General features: G+C 47.4%; 14 protein-coding genes. All 14 read left to right on the top strand.

The annotated features are described in order from the left end of the window. The first annotated feature begins 80 nt into the window (after positions 1–80). On the top strand, positions 81–932 hold the full coding sequence (gene tsf, locus K0H61_RS11845; protein ID WP_220049493.1) for a translation elongation factor Ts: 852 nt from the start codon (positions 81–83) through the stop codon (positions 930–932). A gap of 70 nt (positions 933–1002) precedes the next feature. Continuing rightward, positions 1003–1731 carry a UMP kinase gene (pyrH, locus tag K0H61_RS11840; protein ID WP_089067413.1) on the top strand — a complete coding sequence of 243 codons (729 nt, stop codon included), beginning with the start codon at positions 1003–1005 and terminating at the stop codon, positions 1729–1731. A 29-nt stretch (positions 1732–1760) separates the two neighbouring features. Beyond that, a complete protein-coding gene (gene frr / locus K0H61_RS11835) occupies positions 1761–2318 on the top strand; it encodes a ribosome recycling factor (RefSeq protein WP_220049491.1) in 558 nt (185 codons plus the stop codon). Positions 2319–2400: 82 nt separating this feature from the next. After that, entirely contained in the window at positions 2401–3228 is an 828-nt protein-coding gene (gene uppS / locus K0H61_RS11830; protein WP_220049490.1) for a polyprenyl diphosphate synthase, read from the top strand. 19 nt (positions 3229–3247) lie between these two features. Next, positions 3248–4105: a phosphatidate cytidylyltransferase gene (locus tag K0H61_RS11825; protein ID WP_220049488.1), complete on the top strand. Its 858-nt coding sequence runs from the start codon at positions 3248–3250 to the stop codon at positions 4103–4105. A gap of 4 nt (positions 4106–4109) precedes the next feature. Further along, complete coding sequence (gene ispC / locus K0H61_RS11820) at positions 4110–5300, top strand: 1-deoxy-D-xylulose-5-phosphate reductoisomerase (protein ID WP_220049486.1); 1191 nt, start codon at positions 4110–4112, stop codon at positions 5298–5300. A 41-nt stretch (positions 5301–5341) separates the two neighbouring features. After that, a complete protein-coding gene (gene rseP / locus K0H61_RS11815; RefSeq protein WP_220049485.1) occupies positions 5342–6712 on the top strand; it encodes a sigma E protease regulator RseP in 1371 nt (456 codons plus the stop codon). A gap of 31 nt (positions 6713–6743) precedes the next feature. After that, entirely contained in the window at positions 6744–9224 is a 2481-nt protein-coding gene (gene bamA / locus K0H61_RS11810) for an outer membrane protein assembly factor BamA (RefSeq protein WP_220049483.1), read from the top strand. 66 nt (positions 9225–9290) lie between these two features. Continuing rightward, positions 9291–9788, top strand: coding sequence for an OmpH family outer membrane protein (locus tag K0H61_RS11805; RefSeq protein WP_220052688.1), 498 nt, complete (start codon positions 9291–9293; stop codon positions 9786–9788). 3 nt (positions 9789–9791) lie between these two features. Next, on the top strand, positions 9792–10817 hold the full coding sequence (gene lpxD, locus K0H61_RS11800; RefSeq protein ID WP_220049482.1) for a UDP-3-O-(3-hydroxymyristoyl)glucosamine N-acyltransferase: 1026 nt from the start codon (positions 9792–9794) through the stop codon (positions 10815–10817). A 30-nt stretch (positions 10818–10847) separates the two neighbouring features. After that, complete coding sequence (fabZ, locus tag K0H61_RS11795; protein WP_220049480.1) at positions 10848–11306, top strand: 3-hydroxyacyl-ACP dehydratase FabZ; 459 nt, start codon at positions 10848–10850, stop codon at positions 11304–11306. A gap of 3 nt (positions 11307–11309) precedes the next feature. Next, on the top strand, positions 11310–12080 hold the full coding sequence (gene lpxA / locus K0H61_RS11790; protein WP_220049479.1) for an acyl-ACP--UDP-N-acetylglucosamine O-acyltransferase: 771 nt from the start codon (positions 11310–11312) through the stop codon (positions 12078–12080). Positions 12081–12292: 212 nt separating this feature from the next. Beyond that, positions 12293–13471 carry a lipid-A-disaccharide synthase gene (gene lpxB / locus K0H61_RS11785; protein ID WP_220049477.1) on the top strand — a complete coding sequence of 393 codons (1179 nt, stop codon included), beginning with the start codon at positions 12293–12295 and terminating at the stop codon, positions 13469–13471. Continuing rightward, positions 13471–14100 (top strand): ribonuclease HII, encoded by a 630-nt coding sequence (rnhB, locus tag K0H61_RS11780; RefSeq protein ID WP_220049475.1) that lies wholly within the window; start codon positions 13471–13473, stop codon positions 14098–14100. Before lpxB ends, rnhB begins: the two co-directional genes overlap by 1 nt. The last annotated feature ends 52 nt before the right edge of the window (positions 14101–14152 follow it).

Raw genomic sequence — 14152 nt, 5'->3', positions numbered from 1 at the left:
ATTTATGATTGGTTAACAGGGGCCATGCGGCCCCTGTTTTATATCTGCAAATTAGTCGAATTTTTAGAGAGGATTTAACAATGGCAATTTCTGCTGCCCTAGTTAAAGAACTGCGCGACCGTACTGGCGCAGGCATGATGGATTGTAAAAAAGCGTTAGAAGAAACCAACGGCGACATGGAGTTAGCAATTGACAACATGCGTAAGTCTGGTGCTGCTAAGGCTGCCAAGAAAGCTGGTAACATCGCTGCTGACGGTACTATTCTGATCAAGAACGGCGAAGGTTTCGCGGTTCTGTTAGAAGTTAACTGTCAAACAGACTTCGTTGCTAAAGATGCTAACTTCTTAGGTTTCGCTAACGCTGTATTAGATGTTGCTGCAGCATCTAAAGTTGCTTTAGAAGACTTAAAAGCGCAATTCGAAGAAGCGCGTGTTGCTCTAGTTGCTAAAATCGGTGAAAACATCAACGTTCGTCGCGTTGAGTACATCGATGGCGCTAAATTAGCTTCTTACCGTCACGGTGAGCGTATCGGTGTTGTTGTAACTGGTGACGCTGATGACGAAACTCTGAAGCACATCGCAATGCACGTTGCCGCTTCTAAGCCAGAATACGTTAACCCAGAAGACGTTCCAGCAGACGTAGTTGCTCGCGAACAAGCTCTGCAAATCGAAATCTCTATGAATGAAGGCAAGCCTGCTGACATCGCTGAGAAGATGGTTGTTGGTCGTATGAAGAAGTTCACCGGTGAGATCTCTCTGACTGGTCAAGCTTACATCATGGAACCAAAGAAAACTGTTGGCGAATTCTTGAAAGAGAAAGGCGCTAGCGTAACTAACTTCATTCGTTTAGAAGTTGGTGAAGGTATTGAGAAGAAAGAAGAAGATTTCGCAGCTGAAGTTGCTGCTCAAATCGCCGCTTCTAAAAAGGCTTAATCGCCAACGCTAAATACCCCCAAGACCGCAGCCATCGCTGCGGTCTTGTTATGACCAGGATATAAAAATTATGAGCACCAATCCAAAACCTGCATTTAGACGCATCCTTCTAAAATTAAGTGGCGAAGCATTAATGGGCGACGAAGGCTTTGGCATCGACCCAAAAGTGTTAGATCGCATGGCTCAAGAAGTGAAAGAGCTGGTAGAGTTAGGCATTCAGGTGGGTGTGGTCATTGGTGGTGGCAATCTATTTCGCGGTGAAGGCTTGGCAAAAGCCGGTATGAACCGTGTGGTGGGCGATCACATGGGTATGCTGGCAACGGTAATGAATGGCCTCGCCATGCGTGATGCCCTGCACCGTGCCTATGTTAATGCTCGCCTGATGTCTGCTATCCCGTTAAAAGGGGTGTGTGATGACTACAATTGGGCTGAAGCAATCAGTTTATTAAAATCTGGCCGTGTAGTGATTTTCGCTGCAGGGACGGGTAACCCATTCTGCACTACCGATTCAGCTGCTTGTTTACGCGGCATTGAAATCGAAGCAGAAGTCGTGCTAAAAGGCACTAAAGTTGACGGTGTTTACTCAGACGACCCGATGAAAAACCCTGAAGCGGTTAAATACGACGAGTTATCTTACACTGAAGTACTCGACAAAGAATTAAAAGTAATGGACTTAGCTGCCTTTACTATGGCGCGTGACCATGACATGCCGATTTTGGTATTCAACATGAACAAACCAGGCGCATTACGCCGTGTGGTCATGGGTGAAGAAGAAGGCACGCTGATCCGAGCTAAATAAGTTTTTAATGACCAAGAAGGACATTTAACGTGATTGCAGATATTAAACAAGATGCTCTAGAGCGCATGGGTAAGTGCGTAGAAGCAACCAAAAATCAAATGGCTAAAGTACGTACAGGCCGTGCACACCCAAGCTTACTGGATTCTATCCAAGTGTCTTACTATGGCACCATGACACCACTGAACCAAGTGGCTAACGTGGGTGTTGAAGACGCGCGCACCCTGTCTGTGACTGTGTTCGACCGTAGCGCTATTCAAGCGGTTGAAAAGGCGATTATGAGCTCGGACCTGGGCTTAAACCCAATGTCTGCTGGTGCGACTTTACGTATTCCATTACCGGCACTGACTGAAGAACGTCGTAAAGACTTTATCAAAGTGGTGCGTAACGAAGCCGAAGGTGGCCGTGTGGCTATCCGTAACGTACGTCGTGATGCGATTTCTGAAGTGAAGAAGCTTGAAAAAGCGAAAGAATGTACTGAAGACGATGTACGTCGTTTTGAAGATGAAGTACAAAAACTCACCGATGCTAACATCAAGAAAGTTGATGAAATTTTAGCAGCGAAAGAAGTTGAGTTGATGGAAGTCTAATCTCAGCTTCGTTAAGCTAGAGTTGCAGCGCCGTGTAGGGGTATACTACACGGCGTTTGTCTATTTTAAAGGGTTGTAATAGATGTCATCCACAGTGGAATTTGAGCCGCAGACAAGGCCGTCTGAGCAGGATGCCTGCAGACAGACAACCTTACCGGAAGCTTTGCCCGAACGGGTTAAGCAGTCATTACCTAAACATGTCGCCATTATTATGGACGGTAATGGTCGTTGGGCCCAAACCCAAGGTCAACCCAGGGTGATGGGGCATAAAGCGGGAGTTAAGGCGGTTCGTCGCGCGGTAAGTGCAGCGAGTCAACTAGGCATTGAGTCGCTGACGCTGTTTGCGTTTTCAAGCGAGAATTGGCGCCGACCCGATAAAGAAGTCAGCCTGTTGATGGAACTGTTTTTTACAGTCTTGCAACGGGAAATCAAGTTGCTGCATAAAAACCAAGTACGACTCAATATCATCGGAGATATCAGTCGTTTTTCTGCGCGCTTGCAAAAACAAATTAAGGCTGCTGAAGAAAAGACAGCAACCAATCAGGGGTTAACTCTTAATATTGCCGCCAATTACGGTGGTCGATGGGATATTCTGCAAGCTGCTCAAAAGTTAGCTGAAAAGGTGGAAACTGGCGAAATGACCAGCAGTCAGTTCACCGAAGAGGCCTTAAATGAGCATTTATGCATGCAAAATCAGAGTGAAGTTGATTTAATGATCCGCACTGGCGGTGATTATCGGATCAGCAATTTTATACTCTGGCAGGCTGCCTACGCAGAGTTAGTGTTCTTGGACACCCTCTGGCCTGATTTCGATGAACAGGCATTTCATGAAGCGATTGCCACTTTTAACAGTCGCCAGCGCCGTTTCGGTTTGACGGGCAGTCAAATTGAAGAGATGCGCGCATTGTAAACATCGTGAGGAATTTTTTTTGCTAAAACAACGTATAATAACAGCAATTTGGTTGATTCCATTGGTGTTGGGAGCCATTTTCATACTCCCAGTTCAGTATTTTGCTTGGGCATTAGTGGCGGTATTTCTGATCGCAGCGAAGGAGTGGGGCAGAATTATTGACAGTCAATGTCATGTGACTCAGTGGAGTTTTACAGTGACGGTCGGGGTCTTACTCGTCGCATTAAACCTGATAGTGCCCGCCGACACCATTTGGCTTCGGGGGCAAATTCATCCCATCTATTTTGCGGTCATGGCGATTGGTGCTATGTGGTGGGTACTCTCCTTATTGTTAGTGCTGACTTACCCTAAAAGCGCCAAGTTATGGCAAAACAATCCCATGCTCAAATCCATGTTTGGGCAGCTCACTCTGGTGCCATGTTTTGTGGCCTTAATCGCGCTTAAATCGATTAGCTCGCAGTTATCACCATACTATGGAGCATCACTGGTGTTTTTAGTGATGTTAGTAGTGTGGGCCGCTGACTCGGGGGCTTACTTTGTGGGTAAAGCGATTGGTAAAACAAAGCTGATGCCAGCCGTTAGCCCTGCTAAAACCCTCGAGGGATTGATGGGCGGCCTAGCGACAACGTTAGTCGTTGCGGCGGGGGTGATGTACGTTTCACCAGAGCAAGAGCTGGGGTTAGTGATTACTGTTACGATTTTTGTGGCGCTGATTTCGGCTCTGGGTGATTTATCCGAGAGTATGTTTAAACGCGCTGCCTGCATCAAAGATTCTGGCACTATTCTGCCAGGTCACGGCGGCGTGCTAGACAGAATCGACAGTTTGACTGCTGCATTGCCAGTATTCACGCTGATCTACATTGCTTTCTGGATGTAATGCTATGCAAAATATGGTGATTTTGGGCGCGACCGGCTCAATCGGTGCAAGTACCTTAAGTGTGATCTCCGCGAACCCTGAGGCTTATCAGGTGTATGGACTTGTGGCAAATGCCAGTGTCGATAAGATGCTCGCATTATGCTTAGCCCATAGGCCGCAAGTCGTACACATGGTCGATTCAAACGCGGCTAAAGCACTGAACGACCAACTACCTTCGAGCCTTAACATCCAAGTCACTAGTGGTGAAGACGAGCTTATCAGTCTCGTGACTGCCCCTGAGGTGGATACTGTGATGGCGGCCATCGTGGGGGCAGCAGGTTTAGTCCCCACCTTGGCCGCAGTCAAGGCTGGTAAAAGAGTCTTACTTGCCAATAAAGAAGCACTGGTGATGTCTGGCGAATTGTTTATTGAAGCCACTAAAGTCTCTGGTGCCACCTTGCTGCCTGTCGACAGTGAGCACAATGCCATTTTCCAATGTTTACCCGAGGAAGTTCAGTCCAATTTAGGACGCTGTGATTTAGCCGCTTCAGGTATTTCCCATATTCTGCTCACAGGATCCGGTGGCCCGTTTTTGACGGCAGAGCTTTCAAGCCTTGCCTCGATGACACCAGCCCAGGCCTGCAAACACCCTAATTGGTCCATGGGGCCTAAGATTTCGGTCGATTCGGCAACCATGATGAATAAGGGGCTCGAGTTTATCGAAGCCCGCTGGTTGTTTAATACCCAAAAAGATCAATTGAAGGTCGTTATTCATCCGCAAAGCGTGATTCATTCGATGGTGCAATATCGCGATGGCAGCGTGATTGCCCAAATGGGTAATCCTGATATGCGTACACCAATTGCACACTGTATGTCCTATCCCCAAAGAATTTTCTCTGGTGTTGAACCTTTGGATTTTTTCAAAGTCGGACAGTTAAGCTTTTGTGAACCCGACTTTAATCGCTTCCCCTGTTTAGCCCTTGCCATCGAAGCCTGTGCTCAGGGGCAAGAGGCGACGACAGTGCTAAATGCGGCCAATGAGATTGCCGTTGATGCCTTCCTGAAGGGACTGATTGGTTTTACCCAGATTGCCAAGATCAATGAAGCCTGCTTAACTGCTTTGCCTAAAACGGCGATGGGCAGCATTGACGACATTATTGCCTTAGATGCGCAGACTCGGGTATATGCCCGTGAACTGTTAGCCAAATTTGCCTAAATCAGTCGAGTTTAGGGAAGTAATACGACGTAAGGAGCGGAATGTTAGACTTTTTTTGGAACTTAGGTTTTTTCATCGTTGCACTTGGGTTGTTAATTACCGCCCATGAGTACGGTCATTTCTATGTTGCTCGCCGCTGCGGCGTAAAAGTCGAGCGTTTCTCCATCGGTTTCGGCAAAGCGATATGGCGTAAACAGGGGCAGGATGGCACTGAGTATGTGCTCGCCATGATCCCGCTTGGTGGCTATGTCAAAATGCTCGATGAGCGTGTCGAGGATGTCCCCGAGGAATTAAAGCCCCAGGCTTTTAACCGCAAGAGCGTGTGGCAGCGGATTGCCATTGTCGCCGCTGGCCCCATCGCAAACTTTATCTTTGCAATTGCAGCCCTTTATCTGATGTATCTGATTGGGGTGCCTTCACTTAAACCTGTTATCACTTCTACAACGCCAAATACCGCTGCCGCACAAATTCAAGTGACAGAGCCTTTGAAGGTGACTGCAATATCAGGGCAAACCGTTCGTAACTGGGAAGAAGTGAATTTAGCCCTCGTAGGCCATATCGGTGATGATAGTTTAAGTGTGTCGGTTGCTCCGCTAAATGCACTCGAAGGTTTGGACACGCCAGCGCGCACTTATACCTTAGATACCCGCGATTGGCGCTTCGATCCGGAGAAAGAATCGCCGATTACGACATTAGGGTTAGGGATTTATCGTCCTGAGATTGAACCAAAGATAGCATCGATTAGTCAGAACAGTGCTGCCGCGAACAGTGAACTGAAAGTGGGCGATCTAATCGTGGCAATCAACGGTGAAAATTACACTGATTGGCCTGCTTTTGTTGACATTATTCAACATTCTGCCAATGTGGCTATTGATTTAACGGTACGTCGCGGCGCAGATCAGCTTAGTGTGTCGGTGACACCAACGGGCGTTGAAAACAGTGAAGGCAAACTTACCGGTGTTTTAGGCGTGAGTCCAACACAGGCACAGTGGCCTGAGAACATGAAGTTACAGTTGGAATACGGCCCAATCGATGCAATCGGTATCGCCGTTGATAAAACATGGCAACTTGTTGCCGTGAGCTTTAAGATGATTAGCAAATTATTTACTGGCGATGTGTCGGTGAAGAATTTGAGTGGACCTATCTCCATCGCACAGGGTGCGGGCAATAGTGCAAACTATGGCTTGGTCTACTTTCTCGGTTTCCTCGCGCTTATCAGTGTCAATTTAGGCATCATTAATTTGCTGCCGTTGCCTGTGCTCGATGGGGGACACCTGCTGTATTACTTCGTTGAAGTAATCACTGGCAAACCTGTATCAGAAAAGGTACAGGAAATAGGATTCAGATTTGGGGCAGCGCTACTGCTGATGTTGATGAGCATTGCGCTTTTCAACGATTTTGCCCGACTCTGAGCAAGGACAGACTAATAATTAGAAGTGCTCTATGAGATTGAATAAACTTTTTGCCTCGATGTTATTCGTCGGTGCGTCGTTTTCAGGGAATGTGTTGGCTGAATCTTTCCAACCCTTTGAAGTGACCGACATCCAAGTTGAAGGTTTGCAGCGAGTCGCACTGGGTGCTGCCTTGTTAAGCTTACCAGTGAAAGTGGGTGATACTGTTGACCAGTTAAAAATTCAGCAGGCGATTAAGAGCCTGTATGGTTCAACGAACTTTGAAAATATCTCCATCAGCCACGATGGTGGTGTCTTGATTGTGAAAGTGACCGAGCGTCCGACGATCAGCGCCGTGACCTTCGAAGGCAACAAAGATATTAAAGACGAGCAGTTACAGGAAAGTTTGGACGGCAGCGGCGTGAAAGTCGGTGAGTCTTTAGACCGTACTATGCTCTCTGGCATTGAAAAAGGTCTGCAAGATTTCTACTACGGTGTGGGTAAATACGGCGCTAAAGTGGAAGCGCAAATCATTAACTTGCCCCGTAACCGCGTGGAATTAAAATTCAAGTTTACCGAAGGTTTGGCGGCGGAAATTCGCCAAATTAACGTCGTCGGCAATAAAGAATTCACCGATGCTGAGCTTATCGGCATGCTAGAGCTCAAAGATTACGTCGCTTGGTGGGATCTTTTTGGTGAGCGTCGCTATCAGAAACAAAAGCTGCAAGCTGACCTTGAGACCATTAAAACCTATTACCACAATAAGGGTTATATCCGCTTTGAAGTCACTTCGACTCAAGTGGCGATGACACCTGACCGTAAAGGTTTATACATCACCATCAACGTCAATGAAGGTGAAAAATACACAGTTAAAGACGTTAACTTAACCGGTGATTTAATGGGCCGTGAAGAGTTAATGAAGTCCATTCTGCCAATTAAAGCCGGTGATATGTACAACGGCGGTGATGTGACCTTCACCGAAGAAATGTACAGCAAGTACCTAGGCCGTTTTGGCTATGCCTATCCAGAAGTTAAAACTTACCCAGAGATTGATGATAAAACTAAGGAAGTGACCTTAAACATCAACATTAAACCGGGTAAACGCGTCTATGTACGTTCGGTTAACTTTACCGGTAACGCCGTGACCAAAGACGAAGTGATGCGCCGTGAAATGCGTCAGATGGAAGGTGCATGGTTAAATTCAGCGCAAATCGAGCAGTCTAAATCGCGTTTAAACCGCTTAGGTTTCTTCGAAACAGTGGACACTGAAACCATTCAAGTGCCAGGTACTGACGATTTAGTCGATGTGGCGGTGAAGGTAAAAGAGCAGCCATCGGGCTCATTTAACGCCGGTGTCGGTTATGGTACTGAATCGGGTTTAAGCTTGCAGTTTGGTGTGCAGCAATCTAACTTCCTTGGCACGGGTAACCAAGCTGGGGTGAGCATCAGCACTAACAAGTACTCTAAAAACGTGAACTTATCTTATACCGACCCTTATTGGACTAAGGATGGTGTGAGTTTAGGTGGCAGCGTTTACTGGAGCGAGTTTGATGCTAACGAAGCTAACCTTGAGCGTTATAAAAACAGCTCCTACGGTGTGGCGTTAAACTCTGGCTTCCCGATTAACGAATACAACCGTATTAACGGTGGTATAGGCTATCGCCACAACTCGATTTCGGAAATCTCGACCTACGAACAGGCGCTGCGTTTCTACAATATTTATCGTGAAGATGACCCGAATTCGGATTTAAGTTTCGATAACTTTGAGCTGAGTTTAGGCTGGTATCGTAGCACCTTGAACCGCGGTACCTTCCCAACGGACGGTTCGTCACAGCGCTTAAGTGGCAAGATGACAGTGCCAAGTTCGGATCTGCAATACTTCAAGACCGATTTTGATACTAACTTCTACTTCCCAATCAACCGTAGTCACAGCTTTGTGTTCTTGGCCCGTGGTCGTTTAGGCTATGGTAACGGTTACGGTCAGTACAATGATAACGACCAAATCCTGCCATTCTGGGAAAACTATTACTCAGGCGGTAGCACTTCACTGCGTGGCTTTAAATCTAACTCGGTCGGCCCTCGTTCATTCTACATTGACCGTGATATCGAGCCTTGCGCCCCGGATCCAACCGGCGAGAGCTGTAGTTTAGCCGGTGATCCAAGCACTGTGGGTGTCAGTTCTGGTCGCTCTATTGGTGGTAACGCCATTGCAACTGCAAGCTTAGAGTTGATTGTACCGACGCCATTCCTCGATGAGGCTTATACTAATTCGGTTCGTACCAGCTTCTTCGTCGATGCGGGTAACGTATGGGATACGGAGTTTGATTACGCGTCCTATATGACCTTGCCAGCAGACCAATTTGATAAGCTACAGGACTACGGCGATCCAAATCGCATCCGCGCGTCTTGGGGGATGAGTTTACAGTGGTTATCCCCAATGGGACCTATGGTGTTTAGCTTAGCTTGGCCATTAAAAGAGTATGAAGGCGATGACACAGAGATCTTCTCCTTCAATATTGGCAAAACTTTTTAAAAGGCATACACTCGGCAAGTTTTGCTGAATATAACAAAAGGTAACAAGGAGTCTATTTTGAACAAGATGGTAAATCGTGCCCTAGTGACGTTAGCTTTATTAGGTGCACCTTTAGCGGCGCAGGCAGAAAACATTGCTGTAGTTGATATGGGCGCTGTGTTTGAACAGTTACCACAACGTGAGCAAATCTCTAAAGAGCTGAAAGCCGAGTTTGGCGATCGTATGGCTGAAGTTCAGAAAATGCAGGAAGAAATGCGTTCTCTGATGGAGAAGCAGCAACGTGATGGCGCGTTAATGAATGACACGCAAAAAACTGAGCTGGTACGTAAAATGGACTCCCTAAAAGCTGACTATCAGCTAAAAGGTAAAGCATTGGATGAAGACTTACGTCGTCGCCAAGGTGAAGAGCAAAACAAACTATTAGTTAAGGTGCAAAAAGCCATTAACACTATCGCTGAAAAAGAGAAGTTCGATCTCGTTTTACAACGTGGTGCGGTTATCTATGTTAAGCCAAACGCTGACATCAGTGCCAAAGTGGTTGAAGCCTTAAGCAAAGGCAAGTAATTAATGAAAAGTGTGACTTTAAAAGAGTTAAGCCTGTTATTAGATGGCGTGGTTCAGGGCGATGAAACGATGGTGATAGCCAGCGTTGCAACCCTAGAGCACGCCAAAGCGGGTCAAATCTCTTTTTTAGCCAACAGCAAATACCGTGCTCAGCTTGAGTCTACTCAAGCTGGCGCGGTGTTATTGTCGGCTAAAGATGCTCAGGACTATTCGGGTACGGCATTAGTCGTCAAAGACCCCTATGTGGGTTTTGCTCGAGTGGCACAATTGTTAGATACCACGCCTAAAGCGGCATCAGGCATTCATCCAACGGCAGTGATTGACCCATCCGCGCAGTTAGGCGAGGGGGTTGCCATTGGTGCTAATGCAGTTATCGGGGCGAATGTGATCCTCGGTGAAAACGTGCAGATTGGTCCAGGTTCTGTGATTGGACAAGATTCTATTATCGGTTCTAACAGCCGTTTATGGGCCAATGTGACTGTGTACCATAATGTCCAATTAGGACAAGATTGTATTATCCATTCGGGTGCTATTTTAGGTTCGGATGGTTTTGGCTATGCTAACGAGCGTGGTCAGTGGGTTAAAATCCCGCAAACCGGTGGTGTACGTATTGGCGATCGCGTTGAAATCGGTGCAAATACCACGATTGATCGCGGCGCATTAGGCCATACTGAAATTCACAACGGTGTGATCATCGACAACCAAGTGCAGGTTGCCCACAACGATATTATTGGTGAAAATACCGCAATTGCCGGTAGCACCACAATCGCTGGCAGTGTCACCATTGGTAAATATTGTATTATTGGTGGTAGCAGCGCGATTGCGGGTCACTTATCTATTGCCGATGGTGTGCATGTGTCAGGTGGTACTAACATCACCAGTAGTATGCAGGAACCAGGTTTATATTCTTCGGCAACAGTCGCAATGGATAACAAGCTGTGGCGTAAAAATACAGTTCGCTTCCGTCAATTGGATGAACTGTTCCAGCGTGTGAAAAAGCTGGAAAAGAATTCAACTACACCAGACTAATTGCGTAAGGCAATTTGAGGAATCAGGTTCGTGCCTAATCAAATGAACACTATGGATATTACGGAGATCCTTAAGTATCTGCCGCACCGATATCCATTTCTATTAATCGACCGCGTATTGGATTACACCCCAGGTGAGACCCTTAATGCGATTAAAAACGTGTCGATTAATGAACCGTTTTTCCAGGGACACTTCCCTGTTCAGCCTGTGATGCCAGGCGTATTAATTTTAGAAGCTATGGCTCAGGCAACAGGATTGCTTGCCTTTAAAACCATGAGTGATGACGTGCCGCCTCCTGGTGTGTTGTATTACTTTGCCGGTATCGATAATGCCCGTTTTAGACGTGTTGTTGTGCCTGGCGATCAAATTCACTTCGAAGTGAAAATGATTAAAGAACGCCGCGGGATTGGCGTTTTCTACGGTGAGGCCAAAGTGGATGGTGAAGTGGCGTGTTCCGCTGAAATCATGTGTGCCCGCAGAGAGATTTAATCAGTGATAGATTCATTAGCGTTTGTGCATCCCGATGCAAAAATTGGTAAAAACGTCACCATAGGTCCATGGAGCTATATTGGCGCCGGTGTTGAAATTGGCGATGACTGTTGGTTAAGTTCCCACGTCGTGGTGAAGGGCCCAACGGTGATTGGCAAAGGCAACCGCATTTTCCAATTCGCCTCAGTGGGTGAAGAGTGTCAAGACAAGAAATATGCAGGTGAGCCCACACGTCTGATCATCGGAGACAATAACGTTATTCGTGAGCACGTGACCATCCACCGCGGTACGATTCAAGACAACAGCGAAACTCGCATCGGTTCTAATAACTTGTTTATGAACTACGTGCACATTGCCCACGACTGTGTGGTTGGCAATAACGTGATTCTGGCAAACAATGCGTCTATCGCAGGTCACGTGCACGTGGGCGACTGGGCAATCCTCGGTGGTATGACTGGGGTTCATCAATTCGTTAAAATCGGTGCCCATGCATTCACAGCGGGTTGCTCACTAGTGCTGCAGGACGTGCCACCCTTCGTGATGGCTTCGGGTCAGCCAGCGATTCCACGTGGTCTAAATAGCGAAGGCATGAAGCGCCGTGGGTTCTCTAAGGAATCGCAACTGGCGGTTCGCCGTGCCTACAAAACTCTTTATCGTAGTAGCTTGACTGTGGATGAAGCGGTTGCTGCATTAGCCGAAGATGCGCAAAACGACCCACAAGTGAAAGCAATGCTGGATTTTGTGACATCATCGGATCGCGGTATTATTCGCTAGTTTTTAGCTACCCACATCGCGTGATGAAATACTAGGGATGAAGCGTTTAGGCGTTTCATCCCTTTATTCATAGTACAAGCTGAGATACTGACAGTATTGAATCGCTTCGCTAATTTTTTAGATATAAACTAATGGCCATAATGAAACATAGGTTTTTAGTTTGAGGCTTTACGGCATAGCTTTGCCATTCACTTTTTAGATGTGAATAATTTATGAGCAAAAATTCGCAATTAGTGTTTGCCATGGTCGCCGGGGAAATCTCCGGCGATATTTTAGGTGCAGGGTTAATGGCTGCACTGCAAAAAACACATCCTAATGCCCGCTTTGTTGGCATTGGTGGCCCAAGAATGGAAGCACTTGGCTTTGAGTCCCTTTTCGCGATGGAAGAGCTCGCAGTGATGGGGATTGTCGAAGTCTTGTCGCGCCTGCCACGCCTCTTGCATGTGCGTTCCTCTTTAATCAAAACCATGACCGAGCTAAAACCCGATTGCTTTATCGGCATCGATGCGCCGGATTTTAATATCGGGCTGGAACTCAAACTCAAGGCGCAGGGCATTAAAACCGTGCACTACGTGAGTCCATCGGTATGGGCATGGCGACCAAAACGCATTTTTAAAATCGCCAAGGCGACCAATATGGTGTTGTCTCTGCTGCCCTTTGAAAAGGCCTTTTACGATAAACACCAAGTGCCTTGCACTTTCGTTGGCCACACGCTTGCGGACGATATTCCGTTGGAGAGTGATAAGGCTGCTGCCCGCAAGCAATTGAATTTAGATGCCGACGCAGAATACTTAGCCATTCTTCCTGGTTCACGCGGCGGTGAGTTAAAACAGCTCGCCGAGCCTTTTGTGAAGGCGGCGCTGCTGATCAAGCAGCAATTCCCCGACATTCGCTTTGTCACGCCGCTTGTGAATCAAAAGCGTCGCGAACAGTTTGAGCTGGCATTGAAGACCTTTGCGCCTGATTTAGAAATTACCCTGATTGAAGGTCAATCCCGTGAAGTGATGGCCGCATCCGATGGGATTTTATTGGCATCCGGCACTGCAACTCTTGAGGCCATGCTGATTAAACGTCCTATGGTGGTGGCCTATCGCGTGAGCCCCATTACTTACCGTATCGCCAAGGGCATGATGCAGGTCGATAGATTCTCCTTACCTAATTTATTGGCAGGGCGGGATGTTGTGCCTGAACTTATCCAGCACGATTGCACGCCTGAGAACATTGCCGCAGCGGTTGCTGTTGAGCTAAATCGGGACTTCACGCCGCTTCACAGCGAGTTTGAACGTCTGCACCAAATGCTTCGCTGCGATGCCAGCAAAAAGGCGGCAGAGGCCGTTATGGCGCTGGTGCATCATGGAGAGCCTGTTAGCAATGATAAGGAAGCCCATTGATGGCAGTGTTTAAGACATTAACTGAGGCCGATCTGGTATCCTTTCATACGGGTTTGATTGCCGGTGTAGATGAGGTGGGCCGCGGCCCGCTAGTTGGCGATGTTGTCACTGCAGCAGTGATCCTCGACCCTAATCGCCCGATTGCAGGGTTAAACGATTCCAAAAAACTCACCGAAAAGCGTCGTATCGCGCTCTTCGATGAGATTTGTGACCAGGCGTTAAGTTTTCATGTGGGGCGCGCAAGCCCAGCCGAAATCGATGAGCTCAATATCCTGCATGCGACAATGCTTGCCATGCAGCGCGCGGTGGCAGGGCTTAAGTTGACGCCTGAGCTTGTGCTCGTTGATGGCAATCGTAGCCCTGCTTTTGATCATCAAGGCAAGGCGCTGACGAGCCACAGTATCGTTAAAGGTGATGGCCTAATCGCCAGCATCAGTGCAGCCTCCATTATCGCGAAAGTGACCCGTGACCGTGAAATGGATGCCCTCGATGTCGCCTATCCCCAATATGGTTTTGCCAAGCATAAGGGCTATCCGACAAAGGCGCATTTTGAGGCGATTGCCGAACACGGGGTATTTGATCAATATCGTAAAAGTTTCAAACCCGTCAAAGAGATATTGGAACGATAATTGATTTGTTGCTTGTTACTTCGATAAGGACAAAGTCACTAGCCCAAGGCCT

Origin of the sequence: Shewanella acanthi (genome assembly GCF_019457475.1) — a bacterium.
Taxonomy (GTDB): Bacteria; Pseudomonadota; Gammaproteobacteria; order Enterobacterales; family Shewanellaceae; genus Shewanella; species Shewanella acanthi.
Note: the sequence above shows the minus strand (reverse complement) of the source record. Positions and strands in the feature narration are given on the sequence as shown.

What these genes read in the sequence shown, in the direction of transcription:
- uppS (WP_220049490.1), top strand. Translation starts at nt 2,401, where the DNA reads ATGTCATCCACAGTGGAATTTGAGCCGCAGACAAGGCCGTCTGAGCAG.
- ispC (WP_220049486.1), top strand. Translation starts at nt 4,110, where the DNA reads ATGCAAAATATGGTGATTTTGGGCGCGACCGGCTCAATCGGTGCAAGT.
- tsf (WP_220049493.1), top strand. Translation starts at nt 81, where the DNA reads ATGGCAATTTCTGCTGCCCTAGTTAAAGAACTGCGCGACCGTACTGGC.
- lpxB (WP_220049477.1), top strand. Translation starts at nt 12,293, where the DNA reads ATGAGCAAAAATTCGCAATTAGTGTTTGCCATGGTCGCCGGGGAAATC.
- rseP (WP_220049485.1), top strand. Translation starts at nt 5,342, where the DNA reads ATGTTAGACTTTTTTTGGAACTTAGGTTTTTTCATCGTTGCACTTGGG.
- bamA (WP_220049483.1), top strand. Translation starts at nt 6,744, where the DNA reads ATGAGATTGAATAAACTTTTTGCCTCGATGTTATTCGTCGGTGCGTCG.
- K0H61_RS11805 (WP_220052688.1), top strand. Translation starts at nt 9,291, where the DNA reads ATGGTAAATCGTGCCCTAGTGACGTTAGCTTTATTAGGTGCACCTTTA.
- rnhB (WP_220049475.1), top strand. Translation starts at nt 13,471, where the DNA reads ATGGCAGTGTTTAAGACATTAACTGAGGCCGATCTGGTATCCTTTCAT.
- lpxD (WP_220049482.1), top strand. Translation starts at nt 9,792, where the DNA reads ATGAAAAGTGTGACTTTAAAAGAGTTAAGCCTGTTATTAGATGGCGTG.
- pyrH (WP_089067413.1), top strand. Translation starts at nt 1,003, where the DNA reads ATGAGCACCAATCCAAAACCTGCATTTAGACGCATCCTTCTAAAATTA.